A 26,098-nucleotide genomic window follows, 5' to 3' on the forward strand; every position below is an offset into this window, starting at 1 on the left:
GTAATACTGCATTATGCAGTTGTATATTAATCTCGTTTTATCTATATATTTAATCGGATTGTATTGTTGTTTTTGAAGAAGCTATCTACAATTAATCACCAATCCTATATTTATTCATAGAAAAAGCACCTTTAATAAGGTGCTTCAGATTATCGACTAATTGATAGATAGAATAAGCTTCGAGTTCTTTTACGCATTTGCACCTGAGAAAAACGAAATTTCGTTAGGTCCTTTGGGCATGCGAAATATTTCTCAAAACCTCTTGACTGGAGATAAGAAAGCGTCCGCCAAAACGGACATCAACTAACTTAATTCCAAAGATATTAATAATATTTTAATAGAAAAAGACCGTAGATAAGCTCGAAATTTCTAGTTTATCTACGGTCTGAGGTATTAAGATGTGCTTAATACTTTTTGATTTGTTTTTAGATATGAATAAAACTTGTAATTTGCGAAAGAATAGAAGACGTATCTTGTTGTAAAATTGTGGTTATCTGAGTTTTATAATTAGAGTTATGGACTAATGTTTTTGAAAAACTTTGAATACAATATAATGCTAATTCTTGATCAAACTCACCTTGTGATTTACCATACCCCAGAATAAATAGTCTAATTAAAGTAAAGTTTACGCAAATAGAAGTAAACTTATCTAAAAGATATTTAGTGTCTGGCATTTTAATTTGCTCATATATAGAATTTACTAAGTAGTTTTCTAGAATATAACCATATGTATCGGAGAAATTTTTATAATGTTTGTTTAGTGTTTCTTTGTAAATATTAACCGATTCTTCAGATAAGGAATTGTCTTTTATTTCAAAAGATTCTTTGATAGCTTGGACTAAATTGTTGTATCTACTAGATACTGTTTCATAATTAAGTAAAGGTAATGCGAATAGTAATTGATTAGAATGTAGGACTTTAATATTTGAGAAAGCTTTCTCAAGTGAATTATCTTTTAAATAATTACTATATCTAGAGATTAATGTGTCCACATTTGATGTATTGATTTGTTCCAATTCTGAGTATTTTTGAATAAACATTGAAATAACTAATAATCTGGTTTCTAAAGAATAATTACGATTTTGCAAAGTATCAATCATAAAAATTCGTATTTTCCAAAATATTTCATTTTCTTCAGGGGTATGCTTAATCTTTTCATTCGGTTTAATTGATTCAACTGCTTCTTCTTCAACAAAATCTATCCCATTGGGGCGATTCAACATTATCCGCGCTGCCTCTGGGCATGAAAGCGTTAAAGATTTTTCAACTATGCTATTAACTTCAATGATTTCTCTTGGATAAGTTTTGCAAGTGTTACATAAAGATTGTTCGCCTAGTTCTTTTTGTACCCCACATAGTCCTTCTTCAGTTAACATTGAACATTTATTTTCTTCATCAAGTTTAAAGTAACCGTAGTTAGCTTCAATAGCATCCTGTGTTTTATTTCGAAGAATACTTTTATGTAAGTCATTTTTTATAGCTGAGCGTCTTTCATTTTTATATGCCTTAAATGTTTTTTTATCAATAGTAATTCTCCATCCACCACAACATGTATCTTCACACGAACCACCGATACATTTAAATTCATTATAATAAGTAGGAATTAAATGATGTTTTAATTTATGTGTCATTTAAAAAGACTCCTTTCATTGAGAATATTGTATCATATAATCCATTTTGAATTACGAAACAAAAATACTATTATGTATAATAAATCATTACAAAAGGCATGGATCAATAATTACAATTGGATGAATTATTATATTCTTTAGTTTTATTATATAAATTAATATTTGTTTAATTACAGTTGACTTTTAAAATTTGATGACTATCTACTCGGTAGAATTTTTTTCTAAAATAATAGACAAAGTCGAAAAAATCGACTTTGTCTACAGTCTGAAGCACTTTTAATAGAAGGTACCTTTAAGCTTGTGAGTCAAATTGAGTTTGTTTTATACTACTACCACGCACTTGAGTCTTAGAATAGTTAATCTGATCAGGTTGTGGTCTTAGTAAATCTAATGTCATATTGACGAATTGTAGTGATTGGAAAGTTAATTTTTGGTTTAAGTCGTTTTGATTTCTTAATGTATCAATGACAAGTAATAGTCTTTTTCGTACTTCGTCTAATTTCGACTTTTCTTCATGCGTATCAGCTGCTTCCATTACATCGGCAACTGTAGCTTGGCCAGATAGAGCAATCCCCTTAGCTCCTAGGTAATCCGTTACCATTTTCTGACGTTGTTGCTCGAGCTGTGAAATCGCAGCTACATGCGCTTGCTCGTCCTTGAGCATTTGATCGAGTCCAGCCATGTCTCCAACTTTAATCAGCTCTGTTTTGTGGTAAGCAAGCTTGAGCAGACTCTTATGCATTTTTTCGAGTTTATCCATGATGGATAGTAGTGGATCAATCGACATGTCTTATACTCCTTTTTCTTATCGGCGGTGATATTTTAAAATATCTGATGCAAGCTTTTGCGCATCTACTTTGTAATTACCAGATTGGACCTGTTCTTTAAGTTGCTGAACACGCTCGGCTCTTTCATCAGCAAAACTTTTAATCCCTTGAAGGTCCTTTGCAGCTGAAGAAATTTCTAGTTGGTCTGTTACATTAAGTGTGCTTTTCTTTACTTGCTCTGTTTTCAGCGATTGGTTTTGATAAGGATTTACCTTATTTACACCGTAGTTATAGATTTTCATCTCTATGACCTCCTTTCATTCGTTCTGTTGTCTACACATTATTTCGGATAAGTTTAAGTGAAGTTAAGTAAAATAGAAGAAAAGCGAAAGACATACTAGTGATTCAAAACCGTTATAGTGCTTTTTTCCTTTCAAAAATAAATCTCCATGCAAATACTATGCATGGAGACTTAGTTCTTTTATTTTTTTCGACGTTCTGCTAAATAAGTTCCTTTGTTATTTTCCTCAATATTCTTTCGGAATTCGCGCCCAGCTTCGAATTTATTAAGATTCGATTTCAGCTCTTCGGTACAATCATCACATAATTTCCCTTGATTAGTTAGGTGACCACAGTTATCACATGGATAGCCTAAATTAGGGAATAGGGCAGGCTGTAATCTATTTTTTCGTACCCATTTATATAATAGTTCTTTTTCGACTCCTGTTGCTTCAACAATTCGATCTACAGTAGCTGCACGGTTCTCTCTTTTACGTAAAAAACGGTACACAACTTCGTACATCTGCTCTTCTTCCTGAGCACATTTCGGGCAAATTTCTCTAACACCAGTATAGTTATAGAAACTTCCACATTTCGGACAATTTCGTAACTCCCCCATATATAGTACCTCCATCTCTATTTCTATTTACGTATATTCATATTGTCGACATAATGAAGCAATATTTTATAAGTGTAATATTAGTAAACTTTTTTCTGATTACATCATAACAAATATATAGGTCCTTGGATACTTAATGTGGGAGTTTCAGTGGATTTTTCGGGTACTTTTCATTACTCTATTTATGATTGCTCTGCCTACCCTTGGATTAGGGTAAATGCTGTAACCTTTTTGGCACCTGCTTCTAGTAATAATGATTTCGCATATTTTAGTGTGGTACCGGTTGTCACTATATCGTCTACCAATATATAGTGTACAGCTTCGATTATGGAATGCGGTTTCAGATTGAAAAGTTGCTCTGATTGTTCCCTCTCTACTTTCGATTTACTTGATTGAGTGATGGGAGACTTTTTCTCAAGTAAATGTGTGTAGGAGATATTCGCTGCATTAAGTATTTCATCGATATGTGCAAATGTACGTTGTTTTAATTTATCGGGATGCATCGGAATTGGTACGATAATTGCTTGTTTATCCTTCAAGTAGTTATGAATTTGCGCATGAAAAACTTCTGAGAGTACGACATCCTTAAAAAATTTATATTGATGTAGGAAGTCTTTCATCGGTTCGTTATAGTGGTATAGCGCTGTGACATCCTCATATTTTTGCTGCTCTTGTGTTACACATACAAATTTCTGCATGCATTTTTCGCAAATGACTGGTTCAACGGTTTGGATAAGAAGTCTGCGCCAAGTGAGTTTATTTTGGAGTGGCGTGCTGCATAGATAGCAATGTGTCACGACTTTCTGTGTTACTCTGTCTGGGTTTCTACTAGTCAGCATTATGTTAGCACCTCCATTTGATTTAGTTTTATGATTTCCTTCCGCGCCTCATCCATTTCAAGCGTAATACCATGGTGAAAGAATACTATATCCCCTTTTGGGCAATCTGCCGAGCGTCCAACACGACCACCGATTTGAATTAGTGCACTCGCTGTGAAAATTCCACTTTCAGCTCCAACTACTGCTACTTGTACTTTTGGAATGGTGATTCCTCGTTCTAGAATTGTTGTTGTTAGAAGACCCGGAACTTTTTTCTCACGAAGTGCGAGTACCTTTTCTTTGCGATCAGGATCCTCTGCGTGAACCGCTTCAATTTGTGGATGCAATTTTTGAAATAACGGTATTGCTTTCTCCATTAGTTCAATTGTTGGGAAAAATATGAGAAACGGCTCTTCATTGGTGAGCCGGGTGTTTGTCCAATTCTGTAATTTTTCTGGAATCTTTCCTTTAGTAATGTGTTTTTGGTAATTAAAAAGTGCGTCATAGCGTGGCACCGGAAGATGGTGACCATGATATCTTCTAGGAATAAAAGAATATCCACCATTTACTTTCTTTACTTTTTCAATTAATTCATCAGATGGTGTTGCAGTTACGAATAATATTGGTGCTTCTGGTTGCTTCGCTTTATTAACAGCTTGTTTCAACGTTTCGTCAAATGTATATGGGAAGGCATCTGCTTCATCGACTATGACGATATCAAATGCTTCTTCAAATCGATAGAGCTGATGAGTCGTTGCAATAATTAGTGGAGAATAGCGTTTTTCAACCGTCGCCCCACCATATAATGCTTGCACAAAAGTATTTGGGAATACTTTTTGAATACGTGGAGCAAGTTCGAGCACAACATCCGTTCGCGGTGTTGCAACGCAGACTCGTTTGTTTTGCTTTAGACATTCTGCAATTGCAGGGAATAGGATTTCGGTTTTCCCTGCTCCGCATACTGCATGGGTCAAATGGGATCGATTCATTTTGACGCTTTCTATTAATTCCTCTGAAGCCTTCTTTTGTTGAGGTGTGAATGTGCCATCCCATTGAAAAATGCGAGAATTGTTGAATTTTGTATGGTTCGGCAGAATTAGTTTGGACTGCGGTCCTGACCATTTCACCAAATCTGAACAGCTGCTCACTCTTCCCATGTTGATACAATGTCGGCAATAAACACAAATACGCTGGCAATTAGCACAATTAAAAAACGCAAAAAATTCTGGATTCTGATTTTGACAGCGATTGCAAATATATTTGTTATTCGAGAATAACTTTTTAGTTAAGTTGATTGGTTGTACACCTGGAATCGTTTGAATGTATCCCATTTGTATATGTTTGTTGATTGTTTCTTCCATGAATGGAGAATGATCACGAAGCCATAACCGACCTGTTAGAAAGTCACGTAGTTGAAAGTTAATAAGATTGTGTTGGAAAGAAAGTTTATGGGGTAGTTTTGTTTTGTTTAGTGTAAAGTGCAATTGTTCCCTCCAAAATCTGGGGTTGGATTGGGTTTAGTTTACAGATTCTGGAGTGATATTGCAAGTTGTATTTATAGTAAGACTTTCTTGAACTTATGAGAGCAAAAGATTAATTGCTCTGATTGTTCGCGGATGGAGTCTGGGTCATATTACTCTAGATTCTGCCGCGGATAATCAAAGACTATTTAGATAAGTGGTACTAAAATTTCTTTTCATACCACTCTCTACATTTAGGAAAAATAATACTTGCGGAATTGGGTAAAATACTTGCGACTTTGATTGTTTTACTTGCGAGTTCGGCCGATTTACTTGCGACTTTTGAAACTGTATTTGTGTTCTCAGCAAATTACTTCTTCAAAATTTGTGAAACTACTAAATGCTCTCATTATTCCCGACAATATTTCAATCTATTATTCATAATCTTGCCGCAAAAAAATCTCACCAAGAAATTTGGTGAGATACTTTTTTCATATAAACCTATTTTCTATACCATCCAAGCCCCATAGAACCTTCACCTAGGTGAGTACCGATGACTGGGCCAAAGTAGCTTAGTTCGAAGTGTACAGTCGGATATTTTTCACTAAGCGTAGCTAGCCATTCTTTTCCTTCAGCTTCACAGTTTCCATGGATAACAACTGCTTTGATATTTGGATGTACTGCTACGTCTTCACCCAATAAATCTTCAACTCGTTTTAGAGCACGTTTTCGTGTGCGGATTTTTTCAAATGGTACGATAACTTTTTCTTGGAAATGCAGTAGAGGTTTTACTTGAAGCAAGCCACCAATCAATGCAGATGCAGCAGAAAGTCGTCCACCTCGTTGCAAATGAGATAGATCATCTACCATAAAGTATGCGCGAATTGTTTTTTTCATCTCATCTAGTTTCTCGATGATTTCTTTAGCTGAAGCGCCAGTTTGAGCCATTTTTCCCGCTTCTATTACATAGAAACCTTGGACTTCGCAAGCAATTTCACTGTCAAAGCCGTAGACGTTGATACCATCGACCATTTCTCCAGCTTGGACTGCTCCCTGATATGTACCACTAATACCGCTTGATAAATGAATCGTTACAATTTCATCATAGTCTGTTGCTAGCTCTTCAAATAAAGTGACAAACTCGCCAATCGGTGGCTGTGAGGTTTTAGGAAGCTCCTTTGCGACTCTGACTTTATTATAAAAAGTAGTAACATCTATATCGACGCCTTCAGCATATGATTCTTGATCGAAAGTTACACTAAGAGGTACTACTTGAATATCATATTGTTGTTGTTCAGCTTGGGACAAATAGGCTGTACTATCTGTTACAATTGCTGTTCTCATAAACGAATTTCACTCTCCTAACTAATTTATTCATTTTATAATATATTTCTATCAATGTTAAATAATAAATATGCTTATTTTCTAGTTTGGCTGATTTTCTATTTTAGGTCAAATTTCAATAAAGTGAAACTTCCATCAGTGGGGGTTATCTTCATCCCCCACACAAAAAAGAACTTAGTTTAATTTCGCCACGGCCTGTGGCAACAACTGAGTATCCAACATCCTGTTGGACCGAACCAATCGGGCTTTTACGGGCAGTTTTCCCCCACCTTTCTTCTTCGCTTCTCTCTCAAATCTTGAGGTGGGGGTCTTACTGCCCGTTAATGCGGGATAAAAAAGAATGCAAAGGTAAACCCCTTGCATCCTCTAAATAAATCAACTATTCTTTTGTTCCCATTACATAAATTGCTGAGATAACCCATTTACCATTTTCTTTTACCATTACTGATACCTGATTTGTCGGTTGAGAAAATGAGTTGTTATCTTGTTTCATAAAAACTTTGACATTTGCAAATACCTCTGCATAATCTTGTTTATATTTTTTGATTGTTATATTTTTGGCTATTCGTTTTGCGTCATATTCTTTGAAGACTTGTTTCGCATAATCAATGTCTTCTTGGCGATTGAAGCCTTTTGGTTTTTCAGAAATTGTTGCTGCATAACGATTAATGTCTTTAGCGTTGAATGCATCTATATTTTCGTTGAAAGCTGCAATAATTGCTTTCTTTTCTTCATTTGGAATAGATTTTGCTTCTTCGACTTTACCATCTGAATTTATTTCGAAGCCTACTTGGTCATCCTTATTGGAAGTAGATGAATCGGGTGATGTTTGTTCTTTGCTAGATTTTGTCGAATCTTGTGTAGATTCTGCATTGCTTTGTTGTGCATCTGGTATACCATGATTAATCGAATTATTTTGTGATGTATAATCGGTATCTTTTGTAGAACCAGAACTAGTCTCTTTAGCACTTTCATCGTTTCCACAAGCTGCTAACATTAAAGCACAAATCCCGACAAGTGCTAACTTTCTAAAAACCATTTAAAACCCTCCTACATTCTTCTTGGGATTAGAATACCCAAATTTCTAAAAATTCATAATTTCTATAATCTCAATAATTATTAAGACGTAATCGCTATAAATAAGTTTCTAATATGTACCACTCACACCGTTTTTAAAATTCTTGTAAGACATACTCAATTAGTATAATCTAGAATCTATTTATATGTCATTTAAAGTTTCTTTCTAGTAGAAATATGTCGTAATTTTGCCATTTTTAATAGGAGCTATTTTAAATTACACTGTTGATAAACGCTTCGCTTTCCCTCAAAAGTCTACTTCATTTCCACTTCATATATCACTTATATAAGTCAACACCGAAGATTAACAGCGCTTAAATATTAAACACGTTTTCACTATCTAGATAGTGAAAAAAGGCTAGAGCAACTGTTGTATTCCCAGTCACCCTAGCCTTATACGAATTCGTTTATTACTATTGTTATTTGATTATCGAACTTCTACCCAGCCGTTTTTAATCGCTGTTACAACTGCTTGTGTACGGTCGTTTACATTCATTTTTTGAAGAATACTTGATACGTGATTTTTTACGGTTTTTTCAGAGATGTACAATGTTTCACCGATTGCTCTGTTACTTTGTCCATCTGTTAAAAGTTGTAGAACTTCACATTCACGTTTTGTAAGTAGGTGGAAAGGTCGGCGAATCTCTGTTTGGTGGAAAGATCCTTTGTTTTCACGTTCACTTAAACGGCGATATTCCGCTACTAAATTACGTGTTACTTTTGGATGTAGGTATGAACCACCAGATGCTACAATTTTAATGGCATCGACGATTTCATCTGCATCCATTTCTTTTAGCATATAGCCAAGTGCACCAGATTTTAATGCATGTGAAACATATGATTCATCATCATGGATAGAAAGCATCATCACTTTTGCATCAGGATACTTTTCTAATAGATCTGAAGTAGCTTCTACACCATTCTTTTGTGGCATATTGATATCCATCAATATCACATCTGGTTGGAATTCTTCATATAGATTAACGACATCTACACCGTCATCGCCTTCTGCCACTACATCAAAAGTATCTTCAAAATCTAAAATTCGTTTAACACCTTCACGGAATAATTGGTGATCATCTACAATAATAATTTTCGTCATTAATATTTCCTCCTAAAATTGGTCCCTTATTTTTTCTCATCTTGATTTACGGGGATTTTAAACATAATTCGTGTACCTTGTTTTTCAGCAGATGTTAAATTCATTTCTCCGTTTAATAATTCGACTCTTTCACGCATACCGATTAACCCAAAGGAATTCTTTTTTACAATATTTGTATCGAACCCTATACCATTGTCCTTAATAGTAATATTGAAGTGTTCTTTTCGCCACTCAAAGTTTATCCATATATCGCGTGATTTACCATGTTTGATTGAATTATTGACACATTCCTGAGCCAATCTGAAGACAGCAACCTCATAATTTGTACCTATACGGACTTGTTCACCTATTGAATTAAAATGAACTATAGTTCCTTCGTTGTATTCTTCTACTGACTTCAAATATTTTTTCAAAGTTGGTACGATTCCTAAATCATCTAGAGCCATAGGTCGCAAATCATAGATAATACGTCGAACTTCATGTAAAGCATCTCGTACCATATCTTTTAGAGATGATAATTCCTTTATAGCTTGTTCAACACCACGCTCTTCATATGTGCGATTGATTAAATCTGTACGTAACAGTACATTCGCGAGCATTTGAGCAGGGCCATCATGTATTTCTCTCGAGATACGTTTTCTTTCTTCTTCCGTAGCTTCAATGATTTTAATCGTATAATCTTCTTTCATCTTAGCATTCTCAAGTGCTGGACCAATATGCTTAAGATCGAACGTTAAATAGTTTAAAACAACATTTACTTGGTTTACTAAATGATCCGCTCTTTCGATTGTATCAAGTAAACTGCGCATTCGTCTTTCTAAATCATCTCGTTTTTCTCGTAATTGTTTTTCTTCAGCTTGAAGAATTGAATAGCGAATTTGTATTTTATTTGCTTGATCGTAGGCTTTGTGAATTTCTTCTTCCGAAAATATTTTAAAATTCTTTGACACCTCTGCTAAACGACTTCTTGAAAGTCTTGACTTAGCTTCGAGTACATCATTTTCGGCTATTACATTCTCTATATTAGAACGAACTTCTTCTAGTTCAAGTTTCATCTCTTCAAATGTTCTTCGGCTTTGTTCACTGATCGTAAAGATGTCATTTTTCGATTCATCAATCATTTTAACCATTCGATTGAAAACCAAATCTAATGATTTCAAATCAACTTTTTCATTTAGCATTTACATCACCCTTACATTTTGTGCTACATTTAAAATAAATAATACACTATTAAATAAATATCAAAACTACACCTTTCCTACTGTACCCCAGTCACTATTATATCATTAGTCAGTCCTATGACTATTAATTTTTGATTTCAAGAAGATGTCAAAGGTTTCATTAGGGAATACCTATTTAACGAGGAGTGTAACATGCGAAAAAATTATTTAACACTAAAAAGTTCTGGAACCAGTGAAATAGTAATATCTAAATCCAGATTTATCGCTAATTGCAAAAGAGTGGAATCCGAACAAGAAGCTATAGAATTTATTCAATCCATCAAAAAAGAACATTCTTCGGCCACTCATAATTGTTCTGCATACCTAATTGGCGAGCATGACCAAATCCAGAAAGCAAATGATGATGGTGAACCAAGCGGAACAGCTGGAGTGCCCATTTTAGAAGTGCTAAAAAAACAACATTTACAAGATACAGTAGTTGTTATCACGCGATACTTCGGGGGCATTAAATTAGGTGCAGGAGGATTAGTCCGTGCTTATGGTAAGGCCACTACATCTGGAATTGATGCTTCTGGCATTGTTGAACGTCGAGTCCATCATCTTATGAAGATTGATGTCGAATATGTTTGGTTAGGAAAACTTGAAAATGAAATTCGAAACTCTTCCTATATTATAAGGGACATAAACTATGCAGGTCATGTGGAAATTTATGTCTTTGTACCAAAAGAGGAAGAATCTAAATTTAAGGAATGGCTTACCGAAATTACAAACGGACAAGCTATTATTACATGTTACGACAAGATATTTCTTGAATTTGACAGAATATAACTAAAAATTCATTTTACTGATTTAATTCCTCATAGTATAATTAAATTCGTTGCACAAAAAAGCGGAAACTTTATTTTTGTGTTAGCGTCAAATACAACATGTAGATTAGTATTCCTAATTTAGAGGAGATTATATATGACAAATTCAAGAATACAGGCGAAAAAGGAGAAGAAAGCACCTAGAAAAAAGAAGAAGCATTTGTTTTTAAAAATCTTTTTAATATTGATTTCTTTAATGATTGTTTCTACTGGAGCTTATGCTTTCTACCTATATAAACAAGGCGAAAAAGCTGCTAATAAAGCTTTCGATAAAAATAATACACGCGTTAAATCCGAATTAAGGAATGCAAAAGTTGAACCTTTAAAAGACAATATTTCCATTTTATTTGTTGGGATCGATGATAGTGAAAAGAGGGAACAAGGTTCTGACCACTCACGCTCAGATTCTCTTATGCTTGCAACATTAAACAACAAAGATAAATCTGTGAAATTATTAAGTATTCCTCGAGATTCATATGTTTATATTCCTTATGTAGGTCATTATGATAAAATTACACATGCTCACGCATTCGGTGGCACTCAAGCGACAATCGATACAGTTGAAAATTTACTAGACGTTCCAGTAGATTATTATTATCGTTTAAACTTCGACTCTTTTATCCAAATTGTAGATGCACTTGGCGGAATCGAAGTAAATGTACCGTATGCAATGCATGAACTTGATGAAAATGATAAACGTACAGTTAACTTAAAACCAGGAATGCAAACATTAAATGGTCGAGAAGCATTAGCTCTGGCACGTACACGCCATCAAGATAATGACATTAAACGTGGCGAACGCCAACAAATGATTTTAGAAGCCATTATTAAAAAAGCTTCTTCTATTTCATCACTTACAAAATACGATGATATTTTAGCTGCTGTAGGTAACAATATGAAAACCAACATGACATTCGGCGAAATGAAATCACTTGCAGCCTACTTAAAGAACGGTATGCCAAAAGTCGATTCCCTTTCTTTAAAAGGTTATGATGATATGTCAACTGGTATTTACTATTACAAGCTAGATGACAATAATCTTGCAGAGATTAAACAAACACTGCAAAAACATTTAGGTCTTACAGCAAACGATATCAACAAATCAAAAACAAATTCGAATAATAACTCAACTACGAACACGAATAACAATACAACAGACACCAATAGCAACTATAGCGGCTCTGGTTCTAGTAGCAACTAAAACTCAAATTACAGTTCGAATAATAACTCGAACAATAACCAATAATAAAAAGGCATCTAACAGCTTTTTGCTGATAGATGCCTTTTGTTTTAAGGTGAAATAAGACTGATTGGCGTGGATGGTTTGCCGATTTTACTCGCGTTCTTTCTAATTGTATTCGCATAAGACACATCTTCAACAAATACAAGATATTTCACCACTTATCCGCGTCATCTTTTTGCTATTATTACTTCATCCCTTTCGCGAATATTGAAGACCATTATGATCTTTTCTTTATACGTTTGAATTACAACTCACTTATGTGTGAAATTTACTTGCGAATTCTACCATTTTACTTGCGATTTCCGATGATATATTTGCGACTTTGACCAGTTTACTTGCTACTTTTAATATTGTATTTGCGTCCCCAACAATTTATATCCCTATGCAAGTACAACATCATTAAATAGGTACTATACTAAATTTCAATTATAAAAAAAAGAGTGACGCTAAAAGATTGTTATCTAAGAATCTTTCAGTTCACTCTAATTGTTATATAGTTTTATTTCTTCCGTACTAAGTTTAACAATGGGCGATAATTGTTTCCTGCTAGTCCGATCACTTCAACGAATAACTCGATTGTTATTAAAATTACTGTGATTAGAAGGATAGCTCCCCAAAGTTTTGCCATTGAGAAGATAATCGCTGCTAAACCGAACATTGAAGCAATACCATAAATGATTAAAACAGTTTGGCGGTGTGTAAAGCCAATACTCATCAAACGGTGATGCAAGTGAGATTTATCTGGGCTAAATGGTGGTTGTTTGTTTAACAAACGACGCAAAATAGCGAAGAATGTATCTGAAATTGGAACACCTAACATAATAATAGGAATTACTAAAGAAACAAATGTTACGTTTTTAAATCCGAGTAAGGCTAAAACAGAAATCATAAATCCGAGGAACAATGCCCCGGTATCACCCATGAAAATTTTCGCAGGGTGGAAATTATAAAATAAGAATCCACATGTACTTGCTGCAAGAATTAATGCCATTGCAAGTACGAACGTGTTACTCATTATAAACGCCATGCCAGCAAGCGTGATCAATGAAATTGTAGAAACACCGGCTGCAAGGCCATCTAATCCATCTATTAAGTTAATCGCATTCGTAATACCAATTATCCAAATTAAAGTTAATGGAATACTTAAGTAACCGAAATCTAGTTTTCCATCAAATGGTAAATTGATAGAATCAATTCGAACATCACCAAAGAAAATAACGATTACAGCGGCAATTGTTTGCCCAATCAATTTTGCTTTTGGAGAGATTTCAAGCATATCATCAAGGACGCCTGTCACAATAATAACAAAGCTTCCTATTAAGATCGCAATCATTGATTCATCCATAGGGCGTGCAACAACTACACCTATCAGAAATGCTAGGAAGATAGCTAATCCACCTAAGCGAGGCATAATATGGGCATGCACTTTACGATAATTTGGTTTATCGACGGCACCAATACGGTATGCGAGTCGTTTAACAAGCGGAGTCAAAAGAATTGAAGCTACAAAGGCTACAACTAATGCTAGGTAATTCATATTACCCGTCCTCCTTATAAACTCTACATATATTAATAAATGCGCAATAAAAAACGCATTCAAATGCTAGTCATCATCGAATACAAGAAGTATTATAGCATGATTTCAGGAAAATAACACTCTGTTTCAATTAATTTCTTAGCATATTACTATGTTCGTACTTTTTCTTCATACTTCTACTAGGACGCATTTAAGACTTGAATTGTTTCAAATTCATAGAAATCTCCTGACAAATCAACCAGGAGATCATAAATCATTTCATTTTTTAGTATGTATGAATTCTCAATCACTTTTGTTATACGCCAAACTGATTTTCTCAGTTGATGTGTACATACATTTTGTTTACTTATGTACGCCATTCCGTTAAATCTGAAAGCTATTTAACAATAGATTTATTTTCCAAAAGAATTTAGATTGTATGCTCAATATGAGCAGTGCTACTTTTCATCGTATTGTTTAGATGCTCAATAAATTCTAATGTATTTGTTTTTTCTTCCTCAAGCTACGTAATTTCTCGCTCTATATTTTAAAATTGTAGTTTTGTTTCTTAGATATTAGTCGTGACAACCTTCAATTGTGATGCTGTTTTTTAACCACTTCAGCAACTCTTGCATCTTCAATTTCTACCTTTAGTTACAATAAATATTAGTTTCGAAACTTGTTTTCTAATAGAGAAACACATATAATTTCATCTATTCTTTCAAGCAACAAGTTTCACTTTTCCTTTGATTCGAGTAATTGTACTACTGCTTCACGTATAGATTGATTGCTTTCATACATAAATTTCTCAGCATCATTCTTATAGTAGAAAGCCATGTATTCCTTCATCAGTTGCAATTTTTGCGAAAACTGATCCATATATTGAATAATTTTATCTGATAATGCTTGTTGTTCTTTTGCGTTTTTCAGACATTTTTCTTATAGCTCCGAAACATCTCCTGTACCTTCAACCTAATTATATGAATATCGCTGTAAATCGCTACTAGCTTGTAAAATCGTATCGGCAGTTTGTTTAATCATTTGAATCATTTCTATTAATTGATTTCATATGATTTATCCCCTCTTGTGATTTCTTTTCTTGAACCAAAGCAAGTTTATCGATTATTTTTTAGTATGAATCATAAAAGGAGTTTAATTGTCTCCGTTTCGCAATGATATATTATTCCATCGAAACAAGTAAAAACCCTCTTCAGCAACAATCTATCATAAAGATACAGTTCTTTATATGAACCTACAAACTCTTAATAATTCTTTACAACGTTTCAATAATCAGTTTGTTCATAATTTTCTTTCATTTTAGAACATTATACCCTTTTAGTGTAAGTTTTCACTTTTTCATCACAATTTAAGGTTCCATTCTTGATATATTCATGTTAATCTATTCAAGTAACTTTTTATAACTTTTGTAATTAGAATTTTCAGATAAAAACGAATATTTAATACTTTTACAATTAGCGTTCTAATTTCATAAAATCTTTCAGAGATTATACGCAAGTACATTTTAAAGGAGTCTTCTTTATGCAGAATCAAAATCTTCCTCTGTGGGAAAAAGTTTCGGTTGGGTTCATGCTTTTTGCATTGTTCCTGGGTGCCGGAAACATTATCTTCCCTCCACAATTAGGACAAGAATCCGGTGAAAACTTTGCTGTTGCTATAATTGGTTTCTTAATTACTGGTGTCGGTCTTCCGTTATTAGGTGTAATCACCGTTGCAAAATCTGGTGGTGAACTTCAAGATATGGCTGGTCGTATCAGCCCGGCATTCGGTATTATCTTCACATCGATTATTTATCTTGCAATTGGACCATTTTTTGCAATGCCACGAACAGGTACAGTTTCATTCGATTTAGGTGTTAAACCATATCTACATGGTGCTTTATTAGAAAGTAGCTGGCCATTAGTTATTTTCTCAATCCTTTTCTTTGGGATTACATTGTTCTTCGCATTGAACCCAAGTAAATTAATTGACCGCGTAGGTAAAATCCTAACACCAGCACTATTAATCGTTATTGCTGCACTGGCAATTAAATCAATTGTTACACCAATGGCTGGTCATGGTGAGGCAAAAGTTACAGTTGTAGCTGATTACTTACACAATGCATTCTCTTCAGGATTCATCCAAGGTTATCAAACAATGGACTTCCTTGCTGCATTAATCTTCGGTATTGTAATTGTTGAAGCTCTAAAAGGTAAAAACATTACTCACCGTCCAACTGTTGTAAAAACAACAATCTTCGCAGCTTTTATTGCAGCTATTGGACTTGCTCTTGTTTATATCTCACTTGGATACATCGGTTCTTCAAGTGTTAAAACAATTGGCTTTATCGGTACTGGATCAGATGTTATTACAAAATCTGCCTATGTTTTGTACGGTGATTTTGGTAACTATCTATTAACATTAGTAATTATGCTAGCTTGTCTAACAACTTCAATTGGTTTAATGACTGCTTCATCTGAATTCTTCCATAAAATTATTCCAGCACTTTCATATAAAACATGGGTATGGATTTTCGCGATATTCAGTACAATCATTTCTAATTTTGGTCTTGAAAAAATGTTAGCTGTCTCAGGTCCTGTATTGAACATGATCTATCCATTAGCTATCGTACTAATGATATTAATCCTAGTTTCTAACCTATTCAATGATGCACGTCCTGTTTACATCGTTGCATTAATCTTCACTGGACTAGTTAGTATCTATGATGGATTAAAAGGTGCGAAAGTACTCGACATCAAAGCTTACGATACTTTACTTAGTCATTTACCTCTGTACTCATCAGGAATTGGCTGGTTAGTACCAGCAATCATTGGTGCAATCATAGGTTATGTGATTACTATAGTTACAAAAAAAGATAATTAGTTTGATTTAATATGGACGATTAGAGTGATTTTACTCTAATCGTCTTTTTTGATGAAATGAATGAAAAAGCCATAGGATATAGTGAAATTAATTAGAAATATCCCAAAAGCATACTAGTATTGTTTACGACACTCATTGCGCCAACCTAAAAATTTTCTGTTTAAGGTAAGCGTTTGCAACCATTTCCTAAAATAAATACATTTTTTGGTTTAACCACTTGAATTCATCTCGTTTTGTGATATATTTAATACGCAAATTAGATGAATTCACGAATTCGACACAAATATTAAAAGGGTGGCTATTATGGAAGGCTATAAGATAATCTTCTCACTATTACTTATACTAATTGCTATATTTGTTGTAATACCTGGTATTACATTCTTGGTTTTATATTTTATGGATCGAAACCAAAAACAACATGCAATTCTACGAAACTTCCCGGTTCTTGGTAGAATGCGCTATATTACAGAAAAAATCGGACCGGAACTTCGACAATATCTGTTCGACGATGACCATAAAGGTAAACCTTTTAGTCGTGAGGAGTTTTTACATGTCGTATTACCTGGGAAATACTTAGGAAATGTCATTGGATTTGGTTCAAAACGTAATTTTGATGAAGCAGGATTCTACATACGTAATGCTATGTTCACTAAACAAGTCGATGAAATGCGTGTCGACCAAAGTCAAACTGTTGAAACACAAAAATACGTAATTGATTCTGATGGTTTGTTCAATCGTAAAGAACATAATGAAAAAGTAACCGTCAAACCTTGGTTAATACCAGAAGAAGATGCAGTTGTAATTGGAAGAAATTGTCGCGAACCATTCCACGTTCGTAGTTTAGTAGGACAATCCGCAATGAGTTACGGTGCATTAGGTAAAAATGCCATTTCAGCTTTATCTAAAGGGATTGGCATGGCTAAAGGTTCATGGATGAACACTGGTGAAGGTGGTGTTTCAGACCACCATTTAGCTGGTGGTGCTGATTTAATCGCTCAAATTGGTTCAGGTTTATTTGGATATCGCACAAAAGAAGGCGAATTTAGTTTTGAGTTGTTAAAAGAAAAAGCTGCTATACCACAAGTGAAAGCTTTCGAATTAAAACTTGCGCAAGGTGCAAAAACTCGTGGTGGACACGTTGAAGCGGATAAAGTAACTGAAGAAATTGCGAAAATCCGTAATGTAGAACCACATAAAACAATTAACAGTCCAAACCGCTTCCGTCAATTTGATGATTTCCCATCATTATTCGATTTTATTGAAAAAATTCGAGAAGCTGGCGGCCTACCAGTCGGCATTAAAGTTGTAATCGGTAGCCCTGAGGATGCAGAAAAACTTGCCTCATATATGAAAGAATCCGGAAAAGGTCCAGACTTTATTACAATTGATGGTGCTGAAGGTGGTACAGGTGCTACATTCCAAGACTTAGCAGATAGCGTTGGTCTTCCTATTCACTCAGGTCTTGTCCTTTTACATGATGCTCTTGTAAAACATGGCGTTCGCGATCGCGTTAAAATTATCGCCTCAGGTAAAATCATTACATCAGACCGTGCAGCTGTTATTCTTGGCTTAGGTGCTGACCTTATCAACGTTGCACGTGGCTTCATGATTTCCGTTGGATGTATTATGGCTCAACGTTGTCATACTAATGAGTGCCCAGCAGGCGTCGCAACAACGGATCCAAAATTACAAAACGGTCTAATTATTGAAGAGAAAAAATATCGTGTAACCAACTACATCATCACAATGCGCGAGGGACTTTTCCGAGTAGCAGCAGCTGCTGGACTTGATTCCCCAACAAAGTTCAACAGCGAACATATCGTCTACAAAGATGACTACGGCCGAGTGTTTACCGTTGAGAATTTGAAAGCAAAGTAGATATATAGAATAATAGAAATTTATCCCCCTGGTATTACAGGGGGATTTTTTTATTTAGCACAGATTTGGAGTCATTTTCAGGTGGTTAATTTGCGGGTGAAAATTACTTGCGACTTCCTGTCATTTACTTGCGACTTCAATCAATTTACTTGCGACTTTCCAATTTGTATTTGCGTTCACAACATTTTACGTCCTCTATTCAGCCACTTCTCTATGGTTTGCATATCTTGTTCGCGGACCTAATTTTTCCTTAATTTATAATTGATGCGCGAACGATAAAGAGCATTTTGATTTTTTCTCTACCTATTACTTATATCCTCTTCTGGTAGCATATACTTTGCATTTTTATACGTTCCTGATTTCTTCAGATTCATATTTTTTAGCATTCTACTGGACTGATAAATATCCTTAATTCTAAGAAATTCCCTACATTCCTTATTAGTAATAGTATTATTCAATATTTTTAAATAATCATAAATTGCATATTCGTGTGCATTAGTACTTTTATTAAAGCAATTTGAACAAAACCAAACAAACGCAATTCTTTGCATTCCGATTTTTCCACATTGACTGCAAATAACTCCATTCAAAATAGTTTCGCGAGAAATTTTATATCTATTCATTAATGGGTAAGGATTAAATTCTTTGTGTTTTCTCATAAAATAGCTTTTCCAATGTTCAATTTCATTGTTAGAAAGACATTTTGTGCTTGTCGGCATACTCCTTAAAAAAGGCTTTATTTCATTTTTCAATAAGATGGTTGTTTTATTGGATGTTTGTTTGATAAAGCTAGTTGTAAAAGGAAAAATAATTGCCCCGTAGATAGAAATATTCATATTTTGATTCAGGAAAAATCTCTTGAGTTGATGTACATACTCTTGTAGCTGAGGCTCTGGACTGTTAAATGCATGAACTTCTCCATTTGGTAGAGTTCGAACAAGTTGACTCGGGTTTTGGCGCAATTCAATAGAACCTTTAATATTTTTCACCTCGAAAATAATAATATAGCTTGCTGTCAAAATTAATACATCAATTTGAATTTTAGATTCTAACAGCAATGAAAGATTATGAAAGACATAGAAGTCATATGGTAACTGAAGTTGCTCAAGTGTATCCATCACAACTTTCTCACCGATATCACCAGCCTTGATACGCATATATTCATTTTCTAACTCTTGCCGTTTTGGATTTGATAAAGAAAGACGTTGAATTAATCCCTTTAGAGCCTCTAAATAGTATGTTGATGAATATGCTTTGACGATCAAAGAATCCCCTCCATCTTTGAATTTTACGTCAAAGTATAAATTGAATTGCTTCTTAATGCAAAGTGGCGAAAATAAAAAATGAGGGTATTTTTTCGAGAGAAATCTTTATTTTTTATTAAAAAACAATAAATATCATACATAATTATTATTTTTATTGTACAAAATTTAGTTTCATGTATTTTTTCAATTGGTGAGTAAAAATTACTTGCGAACTTTGTCATTTTACTTGCGACTTCCTGTCATTTACTTGCGACTTTGATCGAATTACTTGCGACTTTCCAATTTGTATTTGCATTCACAACATTTTACGTCACCACTTCTTCTCTAACTCTCTCAATTACTCCTTATTTGCGCACAATTGACAAAACAAAAAAAGACCGCCCTTAGCAGTCCTTCCCAGTACTTTCTTCTATTATATTGTTTCCTGACTTAGCTCTTTAAGCGCAATACGTTCTACTGCTTTTGCTACTGATTTATGGACGTTTGGATCAAGTGGGTGTGGTACGAGATCACCGTTATGTGTTGAATCCACGATTGCATTTGCTGCGGCTAGTAGCATTGGATAAGTGATTCTTTTTGCATTTGCGTTTAATGCACCACGGAAAATACCCGGGAAACCAAGTACATTGTTAACAAGACGGCCATCCGCTGCATAGGCTGCTCCAGCTTTGAGTGCGTCTTCAGGTGCGATTTCTGGATATGGATTTGATAACGCTAGGATAATTTGCCCTTTGCGAATCATTTCAGGTTTTATCAGACCTTTTACACCTGTAGTAGCAATTACAATGTCACAGTGTTCCATTAATTCTTCAATGGAGTTCATTACTGTTCCACCAAAGCTGCTTAATCGGACAAGAGCGCTTTCTTGTAAATCGCTGCCACATACTTCTTTTACTCCATATTCTAACAACATTCGGCTAATCGCAAGACCCGCTGCACCAAGACCGATTTGACCGACAACAGCTTGTTTTAAATCTACTCCCGCATAACGGCATGCTGATAAAGCTGCCGCCAACGTTACTACCGCTGTACCGTGTTGATCATCATGCATAACTGGGATTTGCAATTCTTTTTTCAAACGGTCTTCAATTTCGAAACAATGGGGAGATCCAATATCTTCTAATAAAATGCCGCCGAAACCTTGAGCTATATGCTTCACTGTTTCCACTACTTCATCTGGATTACTTGTATCTAGCAAAATTGGAACACCACTAATTTCAACAAATTGGTCGAATAATACGGCTTTCCCTTCCATTACTGGCATACCCGCTACTGGACCAATGTTGCCTAAACCAAGGATGGCCGTGCCATCTGTTACAATCGCCACTGTATTCCCGATACTTGTAAAATAATGCGCTTTTTCTGGGGAACGTTGGATTTCTTGACAAACACTCGCTACACCTGGTGTATAAATACGACGTAAATCACTTAACGAACGAACATCGATTTTACTAGTCATATGTATTTTTCCGCCTTCATGTGCTTTCATGACATCATCTGAAACAGCACGAACAGTAATACATTCAAGTTCATTAATAGCTTTAACGATATCTTCTAATTGAGCAAGGCTCTCACAAGTACAAGTAACGTCTCGAACCGTAGATAATGTTCCAATCTTTAGTGTCTGTATATCACCGATATCGCCACCTTGATCACCTATTGCTTTTGCGACTTTAGCTAAATTCCCTGGCTTTGATGGTGTTTCTACTATTATATTGCGCATGATACTTTGAGCAGACATTACTTTTCCTCCATTCTGGCTTTATCTTTAATTATTATGACTTTTCTGTGACCATTTGAAATTCATTCTACTACTATGCACTATAAAGGTAAATATTTATATCATAAAGGGACTGAGGAGTCAAAAATTTCTGTAAAATATACACTTGAATTAATTTCATAAATCCGAACATTTCAAGACATTAACTATTCAGATTTGGATGTTCCACTATAAAAGGGGCTTTCAGCTTAAACTTTTCTCGCAGGACTCTAAATGAATCTTACTGAATTAATATTGCATTTTCGAGGTCTCGCCGTCGAAAACGTCGCAATGAACAAAATCGGCTATCATTATGTCGTATTTTTTATATGAACTTTGCATTATAAAATTGATTCACCTATCTTGGTTTTAAATTTTCTTTTTTCGGGTATGCTTGAACTATAGTGGATTATGAATCAATTTATGGAAATTTTTACATTTATTCTATTCACTATTCCATTACTAATTGTTTATTTCAACATTGAAATATATTCTCATTGCAACTCGGAACAATTAACCTCCTCAGCTCTACAGAGACCGCTAGCCCCCTTTGTTAGCGGTTCTTTGTTGTATTCCAAAACTTTATATTTTCTTTTTACACTTAACACACTCATACCCCTATTTCCATTTACAATTAATTTTATATAGTCTCAATTACATATTCCCACACTACCTAATATTCTTCCCATAATCTAAGAAAAATAATTTTTGCAATATGACTTTAAACTCAGGGTTCTACATTTCTCTGTGATAACTCAATTTTCTTTATGATCCATACTATTCTTAGTGTTTCAAACTATACAATGAAATATTCTGGAAGATTATATTTTAATATCAATAAGTTACCTTTATACTATTAATATGGAATATATTATAATCAATAGTTACCTTATGAAGTAAGGTAATAAGTAATCAATAAGTACTGTATAACAATATCTACATATTACTTTTACAAAGTAGTGGGAGCATGAAAATAAGTAGCATGATAAAATACTCAATCATTATAGCCATTGTACTTCTTGTGCTAAATGGTTTAAGTATGGGGTATTTGACTAAAAGTATATCCGAACAATCCAATGCCTTAAAAATTGATAAACAAGATGGAACTATCGGAGTACGTCTTATGAAAAATATCGAAACTAAATCTTCTAATATTCGCTCATACGCTGAGTCGGGTTCAGATCGCTTTTTAAAGGCTTATGAAGATGAAGATCAAAAATCTCTTGATGCTGATAAAACAATCAAACAGCTTAAACGTGACCACTTACCTGAAGATACGTTAGCACTTGCTGAATATGCTCTTCAACAGTCTACTAATCTTAAACCAATTGAAGAAGATGTAATTGTCCTCATTCAAAAAGGTGAATTCGACAAAGCGAAAAAAACTCTATATGGAACAGAATATAGTTTACTTAAAGATAATGTTAGTAACACCATTGCTTCTTTTGATAATAAGCTATCCGCTTGGACAAGTAATCAAGTTGAGCAAGCGAACTCACAAGTCAAAGTAAGCGTATTAATCATGACAATATTGCTCATACTTTTACTTATAAATTTTATGACAATCCTTATTCTTTTATCTAGAAAAATTCGTCCACTATACAGTATGACCCATTTTGCAACAGAAATAGCAGAAGGAAACTTAACATTAGATTTATTAAACCATCGTTCTAAAGATGAAATTGGCCAACTAGCAGAAGCATTTAATCATATGTACAGTAATTTAAAGAAAATGATTACAACTGTAACACATACAAGTGAGCATTTAGCTGCCGCTTCCGAGGAGCTGTATGCAAGTACAGATCAAACAAATGCTGCTACTAAACAAGTAAGTGAAGAAATTGATCAACTCGCAAATGATACGAATGTGCAAATGCAATATGTTTCTAATGGGACAAATTCGATGAATCTTGTTGCTAGCCAAATCCAATCTGTCGCAGCATCTGCAGCATCAGTAGCTCGATCTGCGGCAACTGCAACAGAAAAAACCGTTTCAGGTGGCACAAATCTTGAAACTTCAGTAAAGCATGTTAAAGCAATCCAAGGTTCAATAGTAGAAACTCAAACCTCTCTTTTAGAATTAGCAAATAGTTCTCAAAAGATAAATACAATGGTAACCGCTATCACGGAAATCTCTGAACAAACAAATTTACTTGCACTAAATGCAGCCATTGAAGCTGCACGTGCCGGTGAACATGGAAAAGGATTTGCAGTTGTTGCTGATGAAGTACGAAAATTGGCTGAAGAGTCAGCACGTTCAGCAAACGAAATACGTCAAACAACTGAGCATATTCATCAAAATATGACGAATACTGTAGAACAAATGGAAAATGTAAATGAGAAAGCCCAACTTGGATATGAAAGTATTCGAATTACAGGATCTACATTCAAAGAGATTTATGAAACTTCTGTATCACTTTCAAATGAAATTCAAGAAGTATCGAATGTAACGGAAGCTATGGCTGTAGCATCCCAAGAAACTGTGGCTTCACTTGATCATGTAAATACCATTTCACAAGATACAACTGACAAAACACAACATATTGCAAGTCTTTCTGAAGAACAATATGCAGTAATAGAAGAAATTACAGCATCCACTGAAGAATTAAGTAAAATGGCTGAGTCATTAAGCAATAGCATTCAAGTATTCAAATTATAATATATTACAAAAAGAGCACAATTTTTAACAATAATTGCGCTCTTTTTGCATATTAAGTTTTCTATTTTTATACAATTAATTAGGATTTTACGTATTTAAATACCACACAATTAGTTCTTTAGTTATAAAAATTCGATGTTGTAAATAAAATAATACGATTACTAATCTATCAAATTTACCCTTTTTTTTAAGTAGATTGTTTTAATTTTAGTTTTTATCTACAATGAAGTTAACGATATTCGTACGCTATTATCCAACAAAAAAGGAGTGATTTTTGTGAAACAAGCTTTATATTCTGTTTTAGCAGTAGGTGCAGCTACGCTGGTTGTTAACGCACATGATGCAGAAGCAAGCTCCAATACATATAAGGTCAAAAATGGCGATTCTTTATATGTGATTGCACAAAAATATAATACAACTGTAAGTCAGCTAAAAAAATCGAATAATCTTTCTTCCGATATGATTTATGTTGGACAAAATATCAAAACAAACAGTAAGTCTATTACAAAAGTGAGTACTGCTTCTGCTACAAAAAAAACAACCACTGCTTCAAAACAGTCTAGTACTTACAAAGTAAAATCAGGTGATTATTTAGCAAAAATTGCTGCATATCATAATATTCCATTATCATCGCTTATGAAAGAAAATCATCTTGCAGATGATAAGATTTATGTGGGGCAAACTTTGAAAATCCCTGGTACTTCAAGCGTAAAAGTTGCTAGTACTACTAACACAACTAATACAAACAAAAATAGCACTACTAAAAAAACAACCACTTCTACATATAAAGTGAAATCCGGTGATTATTTAGCAAAAATTGCTTCTAAATTTAATGTAACTGTTGCTTCAATTCAAAAAAGTAATAATCTTAAAAATGATTCAATATACGTTGGACAGTCATTGAAGATTCCTGGAAGTAGTTTGAACTCTAATTCTAATAGTGCAAATAATACAAGTTCAACAAATAAAACAAAAGCACCAGCTTCTTCAAAAGCTACAAAACATACTGTAATTGCGGGTGATACACTATCGACCATTGCAAATCACTACGGAATTACAATTACACAATTAAAATCATGGAATGGCTTAACATCTGATATTATCCGTGTGGGACAAGTATTATCTGTCAAAAAAAGTGGATCAACTAGTCAACAGCAAAAGGAAAATACGACATCTGTTTCAAATCCGAACACTGGAGGGCAAGCTTCTTCAAAAGTAGTAAAAGAAGCTTTGAATATAGCTCTTTCACTTCAAGGGGTACCATATGTTTGGGGTGGATCTTCTCCTAGTGGCTTTGATTGCAGTGGCTTTATCTATTATGTATACAGTCAATCAGGTTACAATATTGGAAGAACAAGCGCTGCAGATTACGAAGCACGATCATACTATGTTTCATCACCTAAAGCTGGTGATTTAGTATTCTTTAAAGATACGTACAAAAAAGGTATTTCACATTTGGGAATCTATATAGGAAACGGTCAATTTGTTCACGCAGGTGGCGATTATGTACAAGTTTCTTCTGTTAACGAATCCTACTGGAAAAGCCATTTTGATAGTTATAAACGATTCTATGATCTAACATACTAATTAGAGATTCATAAATATATCGATCCTAAGTCCTTGCCAACCAACCTTGGCAAGGACTTTTTCTTTTGTAACAATATGTAATATTACAAAACTATATTAATACTATCCTAATAAAATGGCATTTATATAAATATCCTACTTTTCAAATTACGTCATATTCTACTTAA

General features: G+C 34.2%; 19 protein-coding genes. 6 read left to right on the forward strand and 13 right to left on the reverse strand.

The genetic code is table 11. The features are described from left to right. Positions 1-425: 425 nt before the first annotated feature. The 10 genes from fliB to ACIQ4I_RS07750 all read right to left on the reverse strand — a co-directional run bounded on the left by fliB (position 426) and on the right by ACIQ4I_RS07750 (position 10,278). Positions 426-1,631 (reverse strand): flagellin lysine-N-methylase, encoded by a 1,206-nt coding sequence (fliB, locus tag ACIQ4I_RS07705; RefSeq protein WP_403094777.1) that lies wholly within the window; start codon positions 1,629-1,631, stop codon positions 426-428. 292 nt (positions 1,632-1,923) lie between these two features. Then, positions 1,924-2,418, reverse strand: a complete 495-nt coding sequence (locus ACIQ4I_RS07710) for a flagellar protein FlgN (RefSeq protein WP_403094779.1) — start codon at positions 2,416-2,418, stop codon at positions 1,924-1,926. Between the two features lie 18 nt (positions 2,419-2,436). Further along, complete coding sequence (gene flgM / locus ACIQ4I_RS07715) at positions 2,437-2,700, reverse strand: flagellar biosynthesis anti-sigma factor FlgM (RefSeq protein ID WP_403094782.1); 264 nt, start codon at positions 2,698-2,700, stop codon at positions 2,437-2,439. 179 nt (positions 2,701-2,879) lie between these two features. Next, positions 2,880-3,296 (reverse strand): TIGR03826 family flagellar region protein, encoded by a 417-nt coding sequence (locus ACIQ4I_RS07720; RefSeq protein ID WP_403094784.1) that lies wholly within the window; start codon positions 3,294-3,296, stop codon positions 2,880-2,882. Positions 3,297-3,493: 197 nt separating this feature from the next. Beyond that, positions 3,494-4,135: a ComF family protein gene (locus ACIQ4I_RS07725; protein ID WP_403094785.1), complete on the reverse strand. Its 642-nt coding sequence runs from the start codon at positions 4,133-4,135 to the stop codon at positions 3,494-3,496. Continuing rightward, positions 4,135-5,475 (reverse strand): ATP-dependent helicase ComFA, encoded by a 1,341-nt coding sequence (locus tag ACIQ4I_RS07730; protein ID WP_403095116.1) that lies wholly within the window; start codon positions 5,473-5,475, stop codon positions 4,135-4,137. The genes ACIQ4I_RS07725 and ACIQ4I_RS07730 overlap by 1 nt, the downstream gene beginning before the upstream one ends. A gap of 600 nt (positions 5,476-6,075) precedes the next feature. Beyond that, on the reverse strand, positions 6,076-6,918 hold the full coding sequence (locus ACIQ4I_RS07735) for a DegV family protein (protein ID WP_403094787.1): 843 nt from the start codon (positions 6,916-6,918) through the stop codon (positions 6,076-6,078). Between the two features lie 379 nt (positions 6,919-7,297). Next, a complete protein-coding gene (locus tag ACIQ4I_RS07740; protein ID WP_403094790.1) occupies positions 7,298-7,957 on the reverse strand; it encodes a nuclear transport factor 2 family protein in 660 nt (219 codons plus the stop codon). A 465-nt stretch (positions 7,958-8,422) separates the two neighbouring features. Then, complete coding sequence (locus ACIQ4I_RS07745) at positions 8,423-9,097, reverse strand: response regulator (protein ID WP_403094795.1); 675 nt, start codon at positions 9,095-9,097, stop codon at positions 8,423-8,425. A gap of 26 nt (positions 9,098-9,123) precedes the next feature. Continuing rightward, positions 9,124-10,278: a sensor histidine kinase gene (locus ACIQ4I_RS07750; RefSeq protein ID WP_403094797.1), complete on the reverse strand. Its 1,155-nt coding sequence runs from the start codon at positions 10,276-10,278 to the stop codon at positions 9,124-9,126. Between the two features lie 192 nt (positions 10,279-10,470). On the opposite strand from ACIQ4I_RS07750, the gene ACIQ4I_RS07755 reads away from it, so the two are divergent. Then, complete coding sequence (locus ACIQ4I_RS07755; protein WP_403094799.1) at positions 10,471-11,106, forward strand: YigZ family protein; 636 nt, start codon at positions 10,471-10,473, stop codon at positions 11,104-11,106. Positions 11,107-11,241: 135 nt separating this feature from the next. Beyond that, positions 11,242-12,345, forward strand: coding sequence for an LCP family protein (locus ACIQ4I_RS07760; protein ID WP_403094801.1), 1,104 nt, complete (start codon positions 11,242-11,244; stop codon positions 12,343-12,345). A gap of 541 nt (positions 12,346-12,886) precedes the next feature. Here ACIQ4I_RS07760 and ACIQ4I_RS07765 read toward each other — a convergent pair. Next, complete coding sequence (locus ACIQ4I_RS07765; protein WP_403094804.1) at positions 12,887-13,924, reverse strand: glycosyltransferase family 4 protein; 1,038 nt, start codon at positions 13,922-13,924, stop codon at positions 12,887-12,889. Positions 13,925-15,442: 1,518 nt separating this feature from the next. Between ACIQ4I_RS07765 and brnQ the strand changes: the two genes are divergently transcribed. Both brnQ and ACIQ4I_RS07775 read left to right on the forward strand, forming a co-directional pair. Next, entirely contained in the window at positions 15,443-16,783 is a 1,341-nt protein-coding gene (gene brnQ, locus ACIQ4I_RS07770; RefSeq protein WP_403094807.1) for a branched-chain amino acid transport system II carrier protein, read from the forward strand. A gap of 303 nt (positions 16,784-17,086) precedes the next feature. Beyond that, positions 17,087-18,661: an FMN-binding glutamate synthase family protein gene (locus tag ACIQ4I_RS07775; RefSeq protein ID WP_403094809.1), complete on the forward strand. Its 1,575-nt coding sequence runs from the start codon at positions 17,087-17,089 to the stop codon at positions 18,659-18,661. A gap of 299 nt (positions 18,662-18,960) precedes the next feature. Here the strand turns inward: ACIQ4I_RS07775 and ACIQ4I_RS07780 are convergent, their stop codons facing one another. After that, positions 18,961-19,926, reverse strand: coding sequence for a nuclease-related domain-containing protein (locus ACIQ4I_RS07780; protein ID WP_403094812.1), 966 nt, complete (start codon positions 19,924-19,926; stop codon positions 18,961-18,963). Positions 19,927-20,338: 412 nt separating this feature from the next. After that, on the reverse strand, positions 20,339-21,667 hold the full coding sequence (locus tag ACIQ4I_RS07785; protein ID WP_403094815.1) for an NAD-dependent malic enzyme: 1,329 nt from the start codon (positions 21,665-21,667) through the stop codon (positions 20,339-20,341). A 1,000-nt stretch (positions 21,668-22,667) separates the two neighbouring features. On the opposite strand from ACIQ4I_RS07785, the gene ACIQ4I_RS07790 reads away from it, so the two are divergent. Next, positions 22,668-24,344, forward strand: a complete 1,677-nt coding sequence (locus ACIQ4I_RS07790) for a methyl-accepting chemotaxis protein (RefSeq protein ID WP_403094818.1) — start codon at positions 22,668-22,670, stop codon at positions 24,342-24,344. Positions 24,345-24,620: 276 nt separating this feature from the next. Next, positions 24,621-25,931, forward strand: coding sequence for a C40 family peptidase (locus tag ACIQ4I_RS07795; RefSeq protein ID WP_403094821.1), 1,311 nt, complete (start codon positions 24,621-24,623; stop codon positions 25,929-25,931). Positions 25,932-26,098: the final 167 nt, after the last annotated feature.

Origin of the sequence: Rummeliibacillus sp. NPDC094406, from assembly GCF_044763875.1 — a bacterium.
Lineage (GTDB): Bacteria > Bacillota > Bacilli > Bacillales_A > Planococcaceae > Rummeliibacillus.

Coding starts and splice junctions, on each gene's coding strand:
- fliB (WP_403094777.1), bottom strand. CDS start 1,631: ATGACACATAAATTAAAACATCATTTAATTCCTACTTATTATAATGAA.
- ACIQ4I_RS07710 (WP_403094779.1), bottom strand. CDS start 2,418: ATGTCGATTGATCCACTACTATCCATCATGGATAAACTCGAAAAAATG.
- flgM (WP_403094782.1), bottom strand. CDS start 2,700: ATGAAAATCTATAACTACGGTGTAAATAAGGTAAATCCTTATCAAAAC.
- ACIQ4I_RS07720 (WP_403094784.1), bottom strand. CDS start 3,296: ATGGGGGAGTTACGAAATTGTCCGAAATGTGGAAGTTTCTATAACTAT.
- ACIQ4I_RS07725 (WP_403094785.1), bottom strand. CDS start 4,135: ATGCTGACTAGTAGAAACCCAGACAGAGTAACACAGAAAGTCGTGACA.
- ACIQ4I_RS07730 (WP_403095116.1), bottom strand. CDS start 5,475: ATGGAAGAAACAATCAACAAACATATACAAATGGGATACATTCAAACG.
- ACIQ4I_RS07735 (WP_403094787.1), bottom strand. CDS start 6,918: ATGAGAACAGCAATTGTAACAGATAGTACAGCCTATTTGTCCCAAGCT.
- ACIQ4I_RS07740 (WP_403094790.1), bottom strand. CDS start 7,957: ATGGTTTTTAGAAAGTTAGCACTTGTCGGGATTTGTGCTTTAATGTTA.
- ACIQ4I_RS07745 (WP_403094795.1), bottom strand. CDS start 9,097: ATGACGAAAATTATTATTGTAGATGATCACCAATTATTCCGTGAAGGT.
- ACIQ4I_RS07750 (WP_403094797.1), bottom strand. CDS start 10,278: ATGCTAAATGAAAAAGTTGATTTGAAATCATTAGATTTGGTTTTCAAT.
- ACIQ4I_RS07755 (WP_403094799.1), top strand. CDS start 10,471: ATGCGAAAAAATTATTTAACACTAAAAAGTTCTGGAACCAGTGAAATA.
- ACIQ4I_RS07760 (WP_403094801.1), top strand. CDS start 11,242: ATGACAAATTCAAGAATACAGGCGAAAAAGGAGAAGAAAGCACCTAGA.
- ACIQ4I_RS07765 (WP_403094804.1), bottom strand. CDS start 13,924: ATGAATTACCTAGCATTAGTTGTAGCCTTTGTAGCTTCAATTCTTTTG.
- brnQ (WP_403094807.1), top strand. CDS start 15,443: ATGCAGAATCAAAATCTTCCTCTGTGGGAAAAAGTTTCGGTTGGGTTC.
- ACIQ4I_RS07775 (WP_403094809.1), top strand. CDS start 17,087: ATGGAAGGCTATAAGATAATCTTCTCACTATTACTTATACTAATTGCT.
- ACIQ4I_RS07785 (WP_403094815.1), bottom strand. CDS start 21,667: ATGTCTGCTCAAAGTATCATGCGCAATATAATAGTAGAAACACCATCA.
- ACIQ4I_RS07790 (WP_403094818.1), top strand. CDS start 22,668: ATGATAAAATACTCAATCATTATAGCCATTGTACTTCTTGTGCTAAAT.